Annotated in this window: 12 protein-coding genes; 6 read left to right on the top strand and 6 right to left on the bottom strand. The window is 47.9% G+C overall.

The window, feature by feature from the left end; translation table 11 throughout:
- Positions 1-41 precede the first annotated feature (41 nt).
- Positions 42-734, bottom strand: a complete 693-nt coding sequence (locus PSE7367_RS06105) for a PHP domain-containing protein (protein WP_015164501.1) — start codon at positions 732-734, stop codon at positions 42-44.
- 569 nt (positions 735-1,303) lie between these two features.
- Positions 1,304-2,731 carry a family 10 glycosylhydrolase gene (locus PSE7367_RS06110; protein ID WP_225882692.1) on the bottom strand — a complete coding sequence of 476 codons (1,428 nt, stop codon included), beginning with the start codon at positions 2,729-2,731 and terminating at the stop codon, positions 1,304-1,306.
- 5 nt (positions 2,732-2,736) lie between these two features.
- Between PSE7367_RS06110 and PSE7367_RS22370 the strand changes: the two genes are divergently transcribed.
- Positions 2,737-2,892: a hypothetical protein gene (locus tag PSE7367_RS22370; protein WP_198013528.1), complete on the top strand. Its 156-nt coding sequence runs from the start codon at positions 2,737-2,739 to the stop codon at positions 2,890-2,892.
- A 30-nt stretch (positions 2,893-2,922) separates the two neighbouring features.
- Positions 2,923-3,915, top strand: coding sequence for an FkbM family methyltransferase (locus PSE7367_RS06115; RefSeq protein ID WP_015164504.1), 993 nt, complete (start codon positions 2,923-2,925; stop codon positions 3,913-3,915).
- 91 nt (positions 3,916-4,006) lie between these two features.
- Here PSE7367_RS06115 and PSE7367_RS06120 read toward each other — a convergent pair whose 3' ends face one another.
- The 4 genes from PSE7367_RS06120 to PSE7367_RS22375 all read right to left on the bottom strand — a co-directional run bounded on the left by PSE7367_RS06120 (position 4,007) and on the right by PSE7367_RS22375 (position 10,356).
- Positions 4,007-6,403, bottom strand: coding sequence for an O-linked N-acetylglucosamine transferase, SPINDLY family protein (locus PSE7367_RS06120; protein ID WP_015164505.1), 2,397 nt, complete (start codon positions 6,401-6,403; stop codon positions 4,007-4,009).
- Positions 6,404-6,469: 66 nt separating this feature from the next.
- Positions 6,470-8,521 carry a thioredoxin domain-containing protein gene (locus PSE7367_RS06125; protein ID WP_015164506.1) on the bottom strand — a complete coding sequence of 684 codons (2,052 nt, stop codon included), beginning with the start codon at positions 8,519-8,521 and terminating at the stop codon, positions 6,470-6,472.
- 117 nt (positions 8,522-8,638) lie between these two features.
- On the bottom strand, positions 8,639-10,192 hold the full coding sequence (locus PSE7367_RS06130) for an IctB family putative bicarbonate transporter (RefSeq protein WP_015164507.1): 1,554 nt from the start codon (positions 10,190-10,192) through the stop codon (positions 8,639-8,641).
- 11 nt (positions 10,193-10,203) lie between these two features.
- On the bottom strand, positions 10,204-10,356 hold the full coding sequence (locus PSE7367_RS22375) for a hypothetical protein (protein WP_198013445.1): 153 nt from the start codon (positions 10,354-10,356) through the stop codon (positions 10,204-10,206).
- Positions 10,357-10,581: 225 nt separating this feature from the next.
- On the opposite strand from PSE7367_RS22375, the gene PSE7367_RS06135 reads away from it, so the two are divergent.
- From PSE7367_RS06135 to PSE7367_RS21495, 4 genes are all read left to right on the top strand, one after another.
- Positions 10,582-11,244 carry a sigma-70 family RNA polymerase sigma factor gene (locus PSE7367_RS06135; RefSeq protein WP_015164508.1) on the top strand — a complete coding sequence of 221 codons (663 nt, stop codon included), beginning with the start codon at positions 10,582-10,584 and terminating at the stop codon, positions 11,242-11,244.
- Positions 11,245-11,353: 109 nt separating this feature from the next.
- Positions 11,354-11,821: an anti-sigma factor family protein gene (locus PSE7367_RS20235; RefSeq protein WP_051037881.1), complete on the top strand. Its 468-nt coding sequence runs from the start codon at positions 11,354-11,356 to the stop codon at positions 11,819-11,821.
- 534 nt (positions 11,822-12,355) lie between these two features.
- Positions 12,356-13,606 (top strand): HhoA/HhoB/HtrA family serine endopeptidase, encoded by a 1,251-nt coding sequence (locus PSE7367_RS06150; protein ID WP_015164510.1) that lies wholly within the window; start codon positions 12,356-12,358, stop codon positions 13,604-13,606.
- A gap of 806 nt (positions 13,607-14,412) precedes the next feature.
- Positions 14,413-19,749 carry a CHAT domain-containing protein gene (locus tag PSE7367_RS21495; protein WP_015164511.1) on the top strand — a complete coding sequence of 1,779 codons (5,337 nt, stop codon included), beginning with the start codon at positions 14,413-14,415 and terminating at the stop codon, positions 19,747-19,749.
- Positions 19,750-19,780 lie beyond the last annotated feature (31 nt).

Below are 19,780 nucleotides of genomic sequence, written 5' to 3' on the forward strand. Positions count from 1 at the left end.
TTGGTGAATGCTAGTTACTAGCCGCAGGTATGCAGCTTAGCCTAAATTCGTTTGGTAATTTTGAGTCCGTGGGAGTCCGTGCCGCAGGTATGGAGCAGGCCATAGCGATCGCCAAGCCGACGTACATTCTCGGTTTGCACTGGGCTGGGTCGCCAGGGGAAGCAATTATCGTAGCTATAGTATGTCTCTACGCCATCGATGCCCAGATTGGCAGCAACGGGAATTAAATCTTCTGCCGATCGGCGATAGCGAACTGGATGTGCCAGAACTGCCAGACCACCGGCCTGATGAATGGCGTTAATTACGTTAATTGCCTGGTAATCGATCCCCGCTGTGGTTTTACCTTGCAAATAAACCTGCATTGCGGCGTGGTCTGGGTCAAAGCCATAGGCCAAAATATGCACCTCGGTGAACATAAGGCTGGCGTTGATTTCCACCCCCACCCACAGTTTGGGTAACACCTGATCGGGGCGATCGCTTTGCTTGGCATCTAGCAATTGCTTAGCAATACGATAACCAGCAACGGTATGGTGATCGGTGATCGCTAAATGGGACATGCCCAGTTCGATCGCCTGATTCACAATATCTTCGACCTGCATTTTGCCATCTGAGTTGATGGAGTGAAGGTGAAAATTATATATATTTGGACAGCTATGCGCTTCCACACTGGTAAAAATTTGCTTTAACTCTACTGATAAGCCGATTTTTGCAAGTGCATGAGCTTGACTTATCATAATAAGCCTCTCCTATTGCCGACAGTTTACTTATCTTAACTCAAGTTTTACATTGATGAATTTTTGGATTATGTGTCGATCGAGACACAAATGCCACTCTCAAGCCATCAATTGCCAGCCAGGTATGCTCAAAGTCAATGTAGACATAGTTCCTATTTTATGCCTGGGAATTACCTGACTTTTGATAGAGATTTGCTAATTTATGTATAAGGAATCTTCATCAATTGCATAGATATTAGTCTATCAACCATTGGTGGAGGGTGGTTGAGGCGATCGCTGGTGTCGAGCGGGATATGAAATTTAATTGCGATCTAGTTCAAAAATATTGAATATTGTACTATTATTCGTTTAGCTTAAGTGTTTTTTCTCGGCAATTGTTGTGAGGTGTATATGCTGCAAAAGTGTGCGATCGATCCTTCCAGGCTTGCTCCATTTGATGATTGTATGGAAAACTATGGAATCGAAAAACCAGGTAGTGATTGGGTCTGGAATGTAATCTCTATGAAGGCAGTGGCATATTCTTGTAGGTGTATCTAGTTATGTTGTATATACCTGATCAATTAATAACCCTATAACTTGCAAGCCCGCCGTTGCCGATCGCCAGCCATATCAAACCATGAATAGGCAAAATGGCTAAGACAATCAATGTCCGGATGCTGCCTGCGAATCCCAGCCATTTGTTTTTCCAACGAAATCCGCTTGCCCTGATCCTGGCTCCAGTAACCCGCGATCACCGGACAGACCTTGCGCCCACCCGATCGCCTCGTCACCATAGCGATCTCATTATTAATACAACTCGCATTCCCGCAAGTTGAATAACTCATCGGCACCCACTCCGAAACGCTAGTAAACCTATCCCAGGGTTGCAACCTGGCATCCACCGCGTTGCCATAGCTTAAATTTGCCTTCGGGAAAAACACCGCACTGGTAGAGATATTCATCTGCTTCGCCGGTTGGATCACATCATTCAAAAACTCCACTACGCCATGACGGGCATGGGCGATCGCCAACTGCCATAATTGCCCATTCACATCGCCAGCCGAACTGCTGCTATTGGGAGGGAACCGCCACAGATCCCACAGCGAAGAAACTTGTTTAACTTGACCACTGATCCGGCCATCTTGTAAATATTGATAAATAATGTCCTGCCCCTGCTTGGTATTAGCCCGACTCAATAGGGTCTTAACTGAGGAACTGCCATAGATCATCATGTTCCGCACGTCGGCGATCTTGCCATCAGTCCGGTGCGGGTAGCGAACATAGTCAAAGGCGATCCCATCAGGGCGGCGTTTGGCCACCGCCGCAACTAAATTGCGCAGATCGGCTCTGGCCTGCAAGCTATAGGGATCGACAAACACATGACTAACCCCCGCTTCCCCTGGCAATCCGGCTGGATCTTGAATATTACTTTCACCATAGCCATTGCGGGCTAGTTCCAATTGGCGATCGACCCGACCCGCATAACTAGGCCCAAAATTCATCGTGAATAACCAGGCATGGACAGTCAAACCACGTTGATGGGCTTTTTGGATTGTCTCAGCTAGCAGATCCGCACTAGCGGCGCGATCGCCCACAACCGAGGGCCATACGGTGGGGTTGTCGTTTTTGGGCAACAATACCCGGCCATCATAGAAAGTGTTGAGATAAACGCGGTTATAGCCAAAATTGACAATATTATCGAGGATTTGCTCTAGTTGTCCCGCTGCCAGATCACAGGGATAGACCCGTAGCCACACCGCCTGAGTTTTTGGCCAATTGCGCTGCCGACAGGCCGATAGGTTGGTGGCATCAGCTTTGATCATGCGCTGATATTTATCCTGAGCCCCATTATCACCCTTGAGCGCCGCCTGTAATAGTTGCGCTTTTTCCACAATCGCACTGCGATCGTTCCGGCAATAATTACTCGGTGATTGGGACTGAACCGGAGCAGTCCAAAAAGCTGTACTAATCCCTAAACTAAAAACCAGACCTAGTCCGGAGCTGAATAGTACGCTCAATATAAATGCCATCAATAGCCGCCACGATCGCCTCATTCTCACCAGCAACACACTCCTTCACCAATCCATACCTCAAGTTGCCCTTAAGATTACCAAGTCTGGCGCTGTTTGGCGATCGGCATTTTCCCCAATCTAAAGTGACAATCGCTGCTGCTATATAATAATTACGCCCAGCACCGGAGAAGCCAAATATGTCGCTGTTTATGCCCCTTCTAAAAACTAGTGGCCACCTCGATCGCGTTTATATGACCATTAGTAACGTTGGTTCGCGTAAACATTCAGACTCAGCTAAGCATGATTATGCCACGAAGGGGTGGGGGGTGTTTGCGCCAAACTTAACTATCATTGGGTTTGATGCCGATCCGGAAGCCTGTGCGATCGCCAATGCCGACATCGAAGCGCGGGATGTCAATTGGATGGAAGTGCATATGCCCCTGGCGTTGGGAAAAGAGAAAGCGAAACAAAAGCTCTATCTTACTAGTGATCCAGAATGCAGCTCGCTCTATCCGCCCAATGCCGATCTAATCGATCGCTTTGCCGGCTTACCAGAAATGGTCACCCTGGTGGATACCGAAGAGGTGAGTGTAACTACGCTGGATAACTTTTGCGAATCAGAATCAATCGATGCGATCGACTTTTTGCAAGTTGATGTGCAGGGAGCGGATTTAGACGTGTTGATCGGTGGCGAAAAAATTCTTAGCACCGTAATGGGGATTCAAATTGAAGTAGAGTTTGCGCCCATTTACCAACAGCAGCCCTTGTTTGGCGATGTTGATACGTTTCTGCGCCAGCATGGTTTCACGATGTATAGTATCGCTGCGGCGCGGCGATCGCGGCGATTGTCGCCGATTATGTCCAACAGCCATCCTGGTCAGGTGCTATGGGGGGATGCTTTCTACATCCGCGATCTGCTCAGCCCAGAGGTTCCCGATGCACAAAAAACGCCTGAAGCAATTTTCAAGTTGGCCTGTGTTAGTGATGTGATGCAATTTTATGACTATACCCTGGAGCTATTGGCCTATTTGACCAAGCATTATGGCAGCGATCCAAACTATAACTTTGCCAATCAAATTATTGAAGTGTTGCGTCAGTTCCCTAATCTACAGGAGCAAAAACTAGGAGGACTGCCGATCATGGCGGAGATCAAAGATCATGTCAGTGGTGAATATACTAACTTTCTCTAGTAATTGACCATGTTGATTATGCTTGGTTGTACTTTTGCAAAATAGTTTTCACAATCGCAAGTTAAGCATCAAATTCTATGGGATGAAATATTTAGTCACCACCGCAATGCTCTGCCCACATCCCCAGATAGGCCTGCTCCAAGTCTTGGACAAATTGATGGGTGTTCCACAGGGGCGCAGAATTTTTACCCTTTTGTAATTGGCTATAGGCTTTCTGGTGCAATTGCCGATCGCTACCGAGGCGAATACCCCAATCGATATATTCTTGGTCACTCCAGGCAATCCCCGCTTCTATTCCCGCATTGACCAGCATGGAATAACTATTGCGGGCGGCGAATTGCTGACCAACCCTGGTGACGATCGGCACCCCTGCCCAGAGCGTTTCCATTGTGGTGGTCGCGCCATTGTAGGGGAATGTATCTAATACCACATCAGCGATCGCCAGGTTGGCACGGTGTTCAATTTCTAATGAAGTATTGGCCAGAAAAATCAATCGATCGCGCTCAACGCCTTCTTGATCAGCCAGCTCATAAAAGAATTTCTGCACCGTGTTCTGGTCGGCAAAGCCTTTGATTAAAAAATAACTATTCGGTACGGCCTTAATAATCTGCATTTGCGATCGGGCATGGTCGGGGTGGCGCTTATAGCCAATTTGCGAACTTAAATAAACCACAGATGCCGCTGGAATATTAAGATCGCGGCGGTGAATTGTCGGCACAGCCATGCCAAATCCCTCGATCGCCAGGAAAGTACGCGGCAAACGCCAGATTTTTTCGTGGTAATAGCGATCGGCCTCGGCAGGCAAAATATAGGGATCAGCAATAAAATAATCGATCGCCGGCATCCCCGAAGCATCCATCCCCAGCCAGGTAGCCTGAATGGGTGCTGGTTTGAGTGCCATAATCTCGCAGGTCACATCCAGCGTAATGCTATCGAGGTCGATCAGGATATCAATATCATCGGCATAGATCTGCTCAGCAATCTTTCTGCTATTGGCATCCAGCTTGCGCACATGTTCACTGCTCTGTTCAATAAAATCCTGCACCACATCATAGTGGGATTTGTACAGAATAAAGTAGGTGAAGATTTCAAAGTTTTCACGATCGTGTTCGGCAAACAACCAGCGCGACAGCCAACCGACCGAATGGCTGAAGAAATGATGGGATAAATAACCGATTTTGAGCCTTCTTTGGGGTGGACGATCGCCCTTGCCGATTCGTTTGGCTCGTTCAGTGTGCCCCTGCTCAAATTTGGTGGCCAGATCACTGGCATAATTCCTCACATTGGCCTGACAGAGGGCGGCGAGGCGATTGCTGATCTGGCGATTGGCTTCCGGTTGATCATGCAGGTAGGGCGGGAAAAAGTTGGCACTAAATAACCGGATCGCTGATATGCGATCGAGATTGGTGGGATATTCTGTAACTAACTTCTCTAATAATTGGGTTTGCCGATCGGCCAGTTTCAGAGCTTCTTGCCAGTAACCACCTGCCTTCATCCGTGCCTGGAGCGCCAAATGATTTCCCATCGCTTTTTCGGCCAGATCGGTTTGCATGGCATAGTAGGCTTCAGCCGCCTCAATGCTGCGATCGTATTCATAACCAGACAAATAAAACGAAGCCAAGTGACGCAGTGCCTCTGCTTTGGAGTTTGGCACTTGCAAACATAATTCAGCTAAGAGGGCGGCCTGTTGCGGTTGGCGATCGGTATGGGCAATCAAAACTGCCTGCCGGATAATCATGTCGGCGAGCTTGTCACGTTCTTCACTAAAGCTCAAAACCGCTGACGTAAAAGCCAGGGTATGGGGATGAACGGGCGCTATTTTTAATAACCGGTGTAGAGTTTGTTGCAAAAGCTGAGGATCGACGGGCTGAATAATCGACTCTGGTTGTTCCAGTAACTCAATCAAGCCCAATTCACTGGGTTCCTCGCCTGTAAACAGCCCCAGGTCGATCGAAAGTTGTAAAATCTGCAGCAAATTATTAACCACGTTGGGGGCTAATTCGCGCATATGTTGGCGGATTGCCCAGGTAATTTGCTGTTCCTGTTGGAGGGCAGCAGGATCGGGTGCATTAGTGGCATCACTATCAACTGGTGATGGTTGGCTTGAATCTGCCTGGCTAGCCGGATTCTGATTTAATTGGGCTAATTGTTCTAAACCAGTTTGAACCAGCTCAGTACGGCGATCGGCCTCTTGGGCTAGCACTTGCCATAATTGTTCCGACCATTGCTCCAGTTGCTCTGAATCATCGGTGTCGATCGCCTCCAACCAGACCATTTGCGCTTCCATCTCTTGCCCCACCAGCAACAGAGCCAGTCCTAAATACCAGTAGGGCAACTTTTCAGTGGGATCTGCCTCAATCAGCTTTTGACAATGCCCAATCACCTGTGCATAGGCTGACTGCTCGATCAGGGCTTGAATTTCGTTCATCTGACTTGGCAAAGTTTCAGCATTAGGTTCAGGCGATTGGCTGTCGGGGGAATTAGTCACGGTGCGATCACAATTTGGGGTTAAGTTGCTAACTAATTTAACTCAACAGTTGGAAAATTTTTAAGCTCAAACTTGGCGAGATGATGCCCTGGCCAATTGCTCTTTTAATTGCTCTAGATCAGTTGCTGCCGGTAGGCACTTCAGCCCTTCGCAGACCAGACCCACCGTTTCCAGGTTGGGCATTTCCTCTAGCCTAAACACCGTCGTCGGGTGATATTCCTTGCTCAACCATTGATAATTGTCCTCGCTGACTCTGACCAGGGTTTGATTCTGGAACCAATCCAGGGCAGCGATCAAACTAGGGCAAGCGATCGGCCGATCCTGCATCGCCCCACCAAACGCCTTGAGGGCTGCTTCGGCTTTATCCAGGTAAGTTAAATCATCGGTCAGCAAACTAAGCCGCACCAGATTGGCGATCGCAATCCCATTGGCCGCCGGAGTTGCATTGTCCTGATAGCTTTTTTCACGCACCAGCAAATGCTCACTGGCATCGGAAGCAGTATTAAAATAACCACCCGCCTGTTCATCCCACAACCAGCGATCGAACTCGGTTTGCAAGCGGATCGCCTCTTGGAGGTAATATTTAGCCGCCACCGGCACAGCCTGATGCATATCCAGCAGCGCCTTGATCAACAATGCATAATCCTCGGCCTGGGCAAATACAGATGGATTGCCATCATAACTAACCCGATAGAAGCGATCGTTAAACCATTGGTTCTGGAGCATAAAATCCACTCCGTCCTGCGCCAGTTGCTTGGAATTTTCCCAGCCAAACACCTGATAAACCCTGGCCAAACCGGAAATCATTAAGGCATTCCAGGCCACTACCATCTTGGTATCGGTTACGGGTGGCACGCGCCCAGGCCAGGCGATCCGGCGGATGTCTTCCTGGTTGCGGGCAGGCGGGAAAGCATCAGTGGGTTGAGAATATTCCCCATAGCGCTTTTGAAATAGCTTACTAAGGCTGGATTCTACCTGATTAGACAGTGGCCCTGGTTGCAATCGCTGTAGTACATTTTGCTCTTCGAAGTTACCATCCGGCGTGATTGTAAAATTCTCCGCTAGCTGGCGTAATTCCGCCTCCGTCAGCATTCGTTTTAGTTCGCCATAGCTCCAGACCCAGAATTTCCCCTCTTTGCCCTCGCTGTCGGCATCCTGGGAAGCATAGAAATAACCCTCTACGGTGCGCATCTCCCGTTGTAGCCAGGTGACGGTTTGGGCGATCGCCCTTTCGATCGCTGGTTCCTGAAAACCCGAAGCCCACAGATTGGCCATGTATTCCATAATCAGGCCATTGTCATAGAGCATTTTCTCGAAGTGGGGCACAGTCCAGGTGGGATCGACCGTATAGCGATGCCACCCGCCAGCAATGTGATCAAAAATGCCGCCCAGGGATAAATCCAAGCCGCGTTGAGTAGCTTTGAGCCGGATTTCGTTTTGTTCAAATTCGGAATTAAACTGTGAACTTTGAAATCGCCCTGCCTGCAAGACCAAATTGGCGTAGGGAATCATCGGGAAGCAGGTGCCCATGCCGCGATTGACCACTACCTCAGCACATTTGTTGATGCCATTAATTAAAATATCTGCATCGATCGCCTCGGTTGATTCCAGTTTGGCGATCGCACTCAGGTTGTTAACAATTTCTTGATTATAGGTACGGATCTCGTCGCGTTTTTCGCGGTAGACCTGATGCAGCGATTGCAATACCTTTAAAAAACCTGGCCTACCGTAGCGGGGCTCGATCGGGAAATAGGTATCGCCATAAAACGGCACTAAATCATCTGGGGTCAGAAACAAATTTAAGGGCCAACCGCCATTTTTGCCCATGATCTGTACCGCTTGCATATAGATGCTATCGAGGTCGGGGCGTTCTTCTCGATCGACTTTGATCGCAATGAAGTTGGCGTTCATATAATCGGCGATCATCGGGTCGGAAAAGGCCTCGGTTTCCATTACCGTGCACCAATGGCAACTAGAATAACCGATCGATAAAAATATTGGCTTATCCTGCGATCGCGCTGCTTCCAGGGCTTCCTCTGACCAAGACCACCAATCGATCGGGTTGTCGGCATGTTTGCGTAGGTATAGGCTTTGGGAATGGATCAAACGGTTGGGCATAATGTTTCCGGCTTCGGCTTCTGGAGGCTTCTAGAGTATAGTTTAACCCTTACCCCCTGGCTGCCACATTGCACAAATTTCTTAATTACTAATCAACTTGCACTTACTTATGATTTCTTATGATTTTGCCTGGGTTCGCGTAAGCAGTGGTGTAAAGCTAGTGATCAACGCGATCAACAACCACCAGACCAGTTGAACCTGGGGGCGATACCAGACCGTATCTACGAGGGCATGGACAAAAAGACTGGCGATCGCACTCAAGGCTGCTACTAACCAGATGCCATTGCGGTAGTTTTGTTGATCAGGTTGCTGGGATCGATGATCGGGTGTAGCAATGTAATCTTGATTTGTAGCGATCGCTTGATCTTGTTCTAATTCTAGATCCTCGGCTGCCCAGATATCAGCGGGATCGCCTGTAGAGGCTGTCTTAGCGCTTGTTGGTAAATTAGCATCATCAGGACTGCTAGAAGAAAGAGCCGCACCCACTCGATCGCTGACCGCTTGGGGACGTAGGTAGTTGAGCGATCGCCAACCCAGCCAAACCACACTTAAAAACAACCAGCCATAGCAAACTAACCCAATAATGCCAGTCTCCACCGTAATTTCCAATGGCACAGAATAAGCACCCAGGGCACTATAGCCAGGTCGTTGATAAAACGGATAGATCTTATTAAAAGCTTGGTTGCCAGGGCCAATCCCCAGGATCGGATAATCCCGCACCATCTTCAGCACAGAAGTCATCACCTGCAGCCGGAAATCATTGCTACTGTCTTCACGTCCGGCCAAAATGCTTTGCAGGCGAATCCTGACCGTGGGGATCGCAGTGGCGGCCAGTACAAACAATCCGGCCATGCTACCGACCAGGGCAGGCATAGACCACCTGGGTAAGCGATCGCTCCACCAGTAAACCAGGCCGATCGCTAACACTAATAAACCTGCCGCCAGCCCCAGCATCGCCCCACGACTGAGGGTAAGAAAAATACACAGCAAGCTAACCAGGGCAATGATTGCCGCCAATAACTTCACCCCCCAGCGCCGCCAATGTAAAAATCCGATTGTTGCTAGCGGGATGGCTGGTAGCAAATAACTTGCCATTAAATTAGGGTTGCCCAAAAAGCTATAAATCCGGGTGGCATCGGCCAATTCCGATTCAGTATCCACCCAGGTGGCCAGGGCTTCAATCCCAAAAATATATTGCCGCAAGCCATAAACGCATACATATAGGCAAGTGATTAAATAGCCGCCCACCAAAATCGATCGCCAACCATAGCGCTTTACCCGCAATATGCGATTAAAAGCCAAAAAAGCCACAAAATAGAGCGTTAATTTAATCCAACCATCGATCGCCTGTGACCTTGCCGGAGAAAGGATCGTCGCTAAACTGGCAATCAGCCAATAACATCCCATCGGCAAATGGATCGCTGTCCAATTGGAAAAACTTGGGTTAGTCGCATCCCCCAGCCAGATCAGGAACCAGAACAGGGCGATCGCCACTAAAAAAATGCCAATCTGGGTATTAGACAAAATTGGCAGTAGCAGAAATAACACTAACGCTGCTAACCCAGTTAAATTAGCACTCAATATATATGCGCCCTTGCGCCAATTGCTGAACCATTGCAGCCCATGAAATATCTGGCTATGCCGCCACCACCGCTCTACTACTGTGCCCATTAACTTAATAATTAACTTAATAACATGCCAAGATCTACAGGAGCCGGAATCATCTCACCGCGCCAATCTAATAATTGCACCAGAACCAAATAACCAACCCCTAGCAAAACTGCCAAAATACCGGTTAGGATCGCCACCCATTGGGACTTATCGAACTTTTTCACGATGCTTTTTCTATCCAAACGTAACTACAAATATTCTGCAAATATTATTTAAGATCGCAATGTATGTATCTCAGGTAGATATTAGCGTGTACAATGCAAATCTATGTGATTTCAACTAATGATCTTGAATTGCAAATTAGCAATTAGCAAGATTTACCATTTGGGAACACAATCAATAATCCAGCGTCATTCAACCTAGAGTAACAGTTAAGTTGGATCTAGGTGATGAGCTACAGTTTGTCTTGGTCAGCAAAAGCAGAGGTTCAGTATTCCTCCTCCATCCCCGTGTCAGGTGAAAAGCTCTCTAATTTAGACCTGGTTTGCTTGTGTAAGCAGGGAATGTCCCCTGACAAATCCGCTTTTGCCGAGTTAATGCGCAGATATCAGCCCTTTGTTGATCAGGTTTTATACAAACTTGCCCCCGATTGGCAAGATCGTGCCGACCTGGCTCAAGAAGTTTGGTTGCGCGTATATCGGAATGTCAAGCGGTTACAAGAACCAGAAAAATTCCGCAGTTGGTTGAGCCGCATTACCACTAATCTGTTTTACGACGAGTTGCGTAAACGGAAGCGGGTAGGTCGATCGATTTCGATCGATGCGCCGGTTAGAACTGGCAGTGGTGATGAAATGGAGTGGGAATTACCCAGTGATGATCCTGGGCCAGTCGAGAATCTCTCCACCCGTGAATTTTACGAACAATTACATAAAGCGATCGCCGATTTGCCAGAAGGCTTTAGATCCACGATCGTGTTACGCGAAATCCAAGGACTTTCCTACGAAGAGATCGCCGAAATCACTGGTGTATCGCTTGGGACGGTAAAGTCACGCATCGCCAGGGCTAGAGCCAAGCTGCAAGCCCAACTGCAGCCCTATATTTCCGGAATGTGAAATTTATAGCACCCGGTAGCTAGAAAAAAGGGGTGAGTCCGTGATGAGCAATAAAAATAGTCAGAATAGTCACAATAGAAATAATCAAAAGAATTCTAAAGTAAAAGCGATGAGTCCTGAAAAACGCTTTGAACTGCTTAGCGCATACATTGACAATGAAGTTTCGCCAGATGAACAGCGCTTGGTAGAACGCTGGCTGGCGGAAGACGATGCTTTCCGTAAGTTATATCAACAACAGCTTCGGTTGGGGCAACTGTTTGTGAATATGCCCAGCCCCACCCAATCGATCGCCCAAACTGAGCGAACAATCGATCGGTTCATGGACAAGCTAGAACGCAAGTCACGACGACGGGGCATCGTTTGGGGTAGCATCGCCACTGCCGCAGTATTAATGGGTGCAGTTGGTTCGTTGATTACGCTCAACTCGCCTTCGTCGCAACTCAATTTTGCTGGCAATCAGCTTAATGAAAATCTGGAAGGTGTGATTAAAGATAAGCAAGTGGTCGATGAATCCTTGATCATTGCCATGGAAGAACCGATCGTGCCTTTGCCCAAATCAATCAGCGCTGAAAACTAGTAAGCTATTAATAGGCTAGCTATATAATCTAGTTATTAATTAGGATCGATCGCGGTCAATTTATCTGCTATGGCTCCAGATAGTTAATTGAGATAGTTAATCGTGATTACAGGCAGGTCAAGCCGGATTAAAGTGATTACAAGCTTTACTAAGATTGCGATGTAATTGGTTCAAGGTAACGGGCATCAGCTTGCTACCTGGTAAGTTCTAATTCATCCTTGATGGTTGATTGGCTTGGTGGGCAGGGACAGGTGAAGTAAGATTTTTGGGCTAAGGACTCCTGCGTCGGTCTTGAGCCTTTGGCCAAGGATGATTACAGGTTCAGAAATACTGCTTGTTAGATTGATTGATTGATTGATTGATTGATTTGATCGATAGCTAAACAGAATCAAGTTTTTGAGGCCTAGCATGATTGAGGCGAACTTGATTCCAGTCTAGGGTCGATCGTAGAAACCGAACCATATGATACTGGTGCTGGTGGAGATTTTCAGTAGAATTAAGATCTAAAGTTTATCCTCAGCAAAGCTAACGCTTATGAAAGACTCACGTAAGAAACCCGTTTTGAAACGTTTGGCTGGCCCGATCGTACTATTGGCGATCGGTGCTGGTCTTGGTGCTTGGGTATATGGCTCAGTTGGCTCAATGCTGAAGCCAGAGCAGCCCTATGTGGCAACCTATCCCCAGATTGCCAATGCTACACCTGTTTCAATCAACGACAACAATCAACAAATCCAGGCTGTGTTGCCGCCGATCAGTGCAAATAATAACTTTATTGCTGATGCGGTCAATCTCACTGGGCCAGCGGTGGTGCGGATCAATGCCTCGCGTACGGTTGAATCGGAACAAATGCCGGATGTATTTAACGATCCCTTTTTCCGTGACTTCTTTGGCGAAGAAATCCCGCGCCGGATGCCCAGAGAACGCACTGAACGCGGTACTGGTTCTGGGTTTATCATCAATCGCAGTGGCGATATTATTACCAATGCCCATGTGGTCAATGGAGCCGATCGGGTGACCGTGGTGCTCAAGGATGGCAGACGGCTGGAAGGTAAGGTATTGGGAACCGATGAATTAACCGATATTGCTGTAGTTAAAGTTGATGCTCCGAACCTGCCCGTTGTTAGCATTGGCAGCTCTGAAACTTTGCAACCCGGAGAATGGGCGATCGCCATTGGCAACCCCCTTGGCCTTGACAATACAGTTACAGCCGGGATTATTAGTGCCCTGGGGCGGAGCAGCGATCAAATTGGCGTAGATAAGCGCGTAGACTTCATTCAAACCGACGCGGCGATCAATCCGGGAAATTCCGGTGGCCCCCTGCTCAATCAAAATGGTGAGGTGGTTGGTGTCAATACGGCCATTATTCAGGGTGCACAGGGCTTGGGCTTTGCAATCCCGATCGAAACTGCGCAGCGGATTGCCGATCAGCTCATTACCACCGGTAGTGTGCAGCGGGCATATCTGGGGATTCAAATGATTACCCTTACGCCCAATGTAAAGCAGGAAATCAACCGCGATCCCAACATGGGCATCCAGGTATCCGAAGAACAAGGGATTTTGATCACCCGCGTAGTCCCAAATTCCCCTGCCGATCGCGCTGGTGTGCGGGCTGGTGATGTAATTGTTGATATCGATGGGGAAACCCTTGAATCGGCTAGCCAAGTGCAACAAGCAGTAGAACGTCGCAGCGTGGGTGAAAGCCTACAACTAAAGGTGAAGCGCGATGGCCGCGATCTGGCTCTGCAAATTCAAACTGGCCTATTCCCCCAAAATACACCTACATAGGCACCCACATAGGTTAGTTAATGAATCATAGATTGGTTGTTGTGAGCTGATTTTGATCAATCTTACTAAATATCAATATTTGGCAAGAAACAAATTGGCAAATCGGTTTCAAGAACCAAACCATAGCTGAGGAAAATAAAACAGCTCCAGATGTTGCGATCGCCAAGATTGTTGCCTGGAGTTGTTTTTGCTTAAATGATTTCAGCAATATTGGTTTGTTAGCACGCTTGCAAAAGTTTCAATCCTGTAACCAGACCGTTATGCTCTCAGCGGTTATATCAAATCCTTTGGATCGCTTACATGTGCAACGTAATGGTCGTAACGATTACAAACATTTTAAATGAGGTTATTCAACAGGATTCGGTATTACATAAACATTTAGGCAAGAAGTTTGTGGATCGACCAGCCTAGCCTAATCTCAGCCGCGATCGCTGATCTTTTATGGATTCACGTATGGATTCACGCTCCATGGCAACGTGGCCACATCCAGTTTTTTAGCTCTGCATCTGTTAATTATTAAAATTATCAAAGGCCGATGTTGATAAATATAAATATTTAATCATTGCGGATAAGGGCAATCGATCAGTACATTCGCTGTATCCCTTTAAAATCCAATTGTTATATTATGGATTTTGGGAATATCTGATCTATAGTTATCATCAGTATTTTTAATAAGTCGGTTTTGATGCAGTGACAACCGCGTAGTAAAAGAAGACTTGAGCGTGGTTTAGTTGTGTCTAATGTATTGATGTATTAAGACGAAAACGCGATCGCCGTTAATCTTTCTGTTTATTTGTGGTGGGAATATGCGCTGTTACTTATTGCTGGCCTTAGCAACATTCACGGGTCTGAGCCTAGCCTATGAAAAAGATCTGCAAGCACAGGTCACACCAGACGGAACTACCGCCACCACAGTGGATGGCAATCAGATCAATCCAGTTGGCTCCGGCACTGTCAATGGTAATAACCTCTTCCACAGCTTTGACCAATTCAACGTACCCAGTAGCGGTGTCATTTTCGGCACCGATGGTAGCAGTGTTGATGGCAACAGCATTCAAAATATTTTAAATCGGGTCACTGGCGGTGATCCCTCCAGTATCTTTGGCGCGATCCAGAGTAGCGGCGCTTTCCCCAATGCCAATTTGTATTTGCTTAACCCCAATGGGATTATTTTTGGCGCAGGTGCCAGCCTGGATATTGGCGGTTCATTTCATGCCAGCACCGCCACGTCACTTTTGTTTGACAGCGAGCAGATTTTCAGGGCGATCGCTGATGGCGTATTCCCGTTTGGTGATCCCAAAGCATTACGGTTTGGCATTACAGAACCAGCGGCAATCATTAACCAGGGCAATTTAGCAGCCAGTAATAATTTAAGCCTGACCGGTGGCACGGTGATCAGCAGTGGCAATCTCAGCGCCAATGGCACCGTAGCGATCGCGGCAGCACCAGGTAACAGCGCGATCGAGTTGCGATCGCCAAATGCAGTGTTGGGTTTAACAATTCTGCCGGATGCGGTGGGAAATGAGTGGCAGGGCACGATCGCTGATATTCCCCAATTGGCCAGACAGTTAACGGGCACAAGTAATCCTGAAGCCGATGAGGTAGTCGTAAATCCTGATGGTTCCTTAGCTTTAGTAGAAATCAGTGAAGGCTTAACCAGTAGCTTTAATGAAGAAACCGAGCAGTTTGTTACCACGGGCAATTATGCGATCGCGCCGGGCGATGTAGCGATCAAAAATGCCAATGCGGCAACGGTGCAAGTTGAGGCAGACCAGGATATTGCTGCCCTGGTGCCGGATTTAGAAACCTCCGGCGATCTCTCCTTGAATGCTGGCAATGAATTGGTCTTGCGTGATTCGGCGGAAACGGCTTCAACAGTAAGGGCAGGTGGCGATCTCACCCTCTCGGCTAAAAATGGCATTGATATTCTGGCGTTGAACCATGCCGCCAGCCGGATCGAAAGTGGTGGCGATCTCACGTTGCAAAGTGATGGCATTATTTCCGGCGATGCGATCTATTTCAGTATTGGGGATTTTATTCTCAAGCCGATTACTCCTGGCAGTGTCACTAATTTTATTAGCCTCTATGATCCAATTATTCGATCGGCTGGCAATGTAGACTTGGCTGGAGATTATTCGGGGACTTCATTACTCGTCGAAGCGGCAGGTAGCATTACCACCGATGGCATTGAAATTACAGGGCCTGATTTATTCTCACCAGAGCCAGCTTTAGTAAATAATTGGGCTTTGATTCTGCGGGCAGGAGTTTTACCTGGTTCAACAACTTCATTCCCAGTGGTGGAAGGCGGCTCTAATGTTACTGAAGCCCCTTCAGATGGGCTTGGGAATGTTACCGTTGATGGCCCTATTAGTATTATTCCTGGGATTGGTGAAGATAGCCTGGTTGAAATTACCGCCACAGGTAATGTTGAGATAAATGACCAAATTCAAATTATCTCTGCTTTTGGTACTACTAACCTGCTTGGAATTACGGCTGAAGGGAATGTTGATATCAATGCGCTGATCGATGCCAGGGGGGTAGACACCACGATCACCAGTAACACTGGCACAATCAACACTGATGTGGTGATCACCCATGCCAACTCCAACGGTGGCGATCAGATTTTTTCTGCACCGCTGGGGATTACTACCGGCGATCTCGATTCCAGTAGTCTTACCAGTGGGATAGCTGGAGATATATTCATTGATACGCCTGGGTCAGTTAATGCAGTTAGTATTACTGCCGAGGCTAATGAAGGTACGGCAGGCAATGTTTTAATTGGTTTGGTTGACCAGCCTAGTTTTTTAATTTCGGGGATTATTTCAACCCAGAACAGTTCCGCTGGCGATGCCGGTGGGGTGTCAATTCAAGTTGATGATAGTGTTAATATTACCGAAATTATTGCTAGTTCTACTAATCTTGGGCTTGGTGGCAACGTCACGATCGATGCGGGAGGAGTTGTACAAATTCCTGGTGGTATTACTACTACAGGACATGAGTTTGATGCAGGTGATGTTAGCATTACCACGAATAGCAGCATCCTGACTGGTGATATTACTACCACATTAGAAGATGGTGATTCACCTGGTTATAGCGCTGGAAATATTAACCTGATCGCTACAGGCAACGATGATATTAATGTAGGTAATCTCAATGCCAGTGTTTATGGTGGTGTAATTGGTTTTGCTGGCAATGCCGGCAATGTGGCGATCGATAGTGATAGTGGTGATATCTCCACGAATAACATTCTCACTATCTCTGAGTTTGCTAATGGTGGTGGGGTTAACTTAACTGGCCAGAATGTTAATACTGGCTATATTACTAATGCCTTCTCCGAGAATACCAGCACTAGCCCAGTAATTATTAGTGCCAGTGGTGAAGTGAATACTGGCAAGATTGATACTTCAGCTAATATTAATAGTGGTGCGATCGAAATTACTGGCAGCGATGTAACTGTTAATGGAGATTTACTGACTGCATCGTCAAATATAAGTGGTGATATCACCGTTAATGCCACTGGTGATATTAATGTGAATGGCGATATTGATACCTTTGGCTCCTATAGTGGTAGTGCTGGTGATGTCAGTATATCTACCACATCCAGCAGTAGCGTTACAGTTACAGGTAACATTTATGCCTATGGCTATGAAGGTGCTGCCAGCGGGGATGTGACCATTACTGCTTTGGGGAATGGTGATATTAATGTTAACAATATAAACACTAATGCCGCTCAAGGCTCTTCCCCCATGAGTGGTACTGCTGGTGATGTTACGGTTAATAGCAGTACGGGGAGCATTGTTACTGGCAATATTTCCGCAGTAGCTGATTCGAATCAAAGTGGATCGATTAGCTTATCTGGTCAGAATATAACCGTTGGCGATATTAACGAGCTACCCGTTTCTGCCGACAGTAGTAACGTTTCCGTAGTTATTTCGGCGATCAATAATGTCAGTGCTGGTGATATTTTTACTAGAGCATTTTTTGATGGCGGTGATGTTGATATCTCCGGTAACAATATTCAAGTTGGTCTGATCAATACGACTGGTTCCGATTTTGGTGGCGATGTCAATATTGATGGCAACACGATCATATTAGATTCGATCCGAACCGAGTCTACCAATGGCTTTGGCGGTGATGTGGATATTGTCTTTACCGATTTCTTCCGGGCGATCGGCTTTTTCACTGGTTTTAATGGCACGGATGCCAGTATTTCTACGGATGGCTCTGATGCTGGTGGTTCGGTTAGTATCGTCCGCGATCCCCTGGTAACCGGCGTAGATGATTTCCTGGTTGGCGATAGTGGGATTGTGAGCGAGAGCGGTAATGGCACAGTCAGCGCGATCGTCACCAGCAACGCTAACCAGATCCTGACTGCCACGATTCCGGTTGAACAAATCCAGGGCAATATTCTGATTCGGAATAGCCTACCAAATGATCCCCCTCCCACCGATCCACCTCCAACCGATCCGCCCCTAACCGATCCGCCTCCCACCGATCCGCCTCCCACCGATCCGCCTCCCACCGATCCGCCTCCCACACCAACGCCCACACCGACTCCTACGCCCACACCGACTCCTACGCCCACGCCGACTCCTACGACCACGCCAACACCAACTCCTACACCAACGCCAACACCGACTCCCACACCAACGCCTACACCTACTCCCACACCAACGCCTACACCCACCCCGGCCCCCACACCGACTCCTGCACCCAATCCTGCGCCTGCACCTTCGCCTACACGATCCCAGGAACAGGATGTAGTTGACTCCACCCTGATCACTCTCGATCCTTCACTCCAGCAGCCTGAGGCCAGTCTCGATCGCCAGGCTAAGATTGCGCTGATTGACTTTAAGCGCTCCGAGGCCGATCGCTTTCTAGCGAATGGTCAGCTAGATGCCGCCCTGATTGCGATCGAATCCGGCTATAAATCAGAGCTGGAAGTATATACCGGCGAGAGCCTACCAGCTAATATTGTGGGGCTGAATGATGGCCAGGAAATCATCACCGAAGCCTCAAATATTACTAAGAGTGTGACGGCGATCGTTTATCCGATTATTTTGGAAGATCGGCTCGAAATCCTGGTGATTCCGCCCAAGCGACCGGAAGACGACAATGCCGACAAGGATAAATCAATCTCCCCTGATCAACTGGGTAAGCCATTCCTGGTGACGGTGCGAGGTGTCTCTGAATCAGATATGAATACGGTTGTGACTGACTTTGCAATCAACCTGCGTGATCCTAGTTCCGACGACTATTTGCGCCAATCGCAACAGCTCTATGATTGGATTATGCGACCAATCCACGATCGACTGCAAGCAGAGGAAGTCGAAACGATCGTGTTTGTGATGGATAGTGGCTTGCGGGTAATCCCACCTGCTGCCTTCCATGATGGTAGTAGCTTCTTAGCGGATCAATATGCATCCGCCACAATTCCGGCCTTAAGTGTTAGCCAAGCAATCCTGAAGGAAAGAGATAGCAAAAACAGTCGGATTCTGGCGATGGGTCTGACGGAATCTGTGGATGGATTTGCCGCCCTTCCTGCGGTAGAAACTGAAGTGGAAACCATTACCGAAGATGTATTATCGGGAAGTTTCTTCCTGAATGAACCATTCACCGTTGGCAACCTCCAATCGCAACGTGGTCAGGCAAAATATGGCATTATCCATCTGGCCACCCATGCTCGATTCACTTCTTCGCAAGAAGAGGGCGCATTTATTCAATTCTGGGATCGCCGCCTGAATATTAAAGCGATCGGCGAGTTGGGGCTAGATGATCCAACCGTGGAAATGCTGACCCTCAGCGCTTGTCAAACTGCCGTGGGTGAAAGTCTTGGCCTGGGTGGATTGGCGATCAAGAAGGGGGTTAAGAGCGTATTGGCTTCCCTGTGGCCGGTTGAGGATGCTGGCACCGCACCGCTGATGATTAATTTCTATAGCCGGTGGGAGGATTCGCGGAGTAAGGCGATCGCCCTGCGTGAATCTCAGCAATCGATCCTGAGTGGTAGGGTCAGAATCGAAAATGGCCGAGCAGTTGGTATTCCTGGTCTGGATGATGTGATTTTGCCCGATGAAGGAGCCCAAATCGATCTTTCCCATCCCTACTATTGGTCTTCGTTTATTTTGGTTGGCAACTGGCTCTAAATAGGTAAGTTAGTTCTAGCTAATTGCTGAT

It is taken from the genome of Pseudanabaena sp. PCC 7367, from assembly GCF_000317065.1.
In the GTDB taxonomy this organism is placed as follows: domain Bacteria; phylum Cyanobacteriota; class Cyanobacteriia; order Pseudanabaenales; family Pseudanabaenaceae; genus Thalassoporum; species Thalassoporum mexicanum.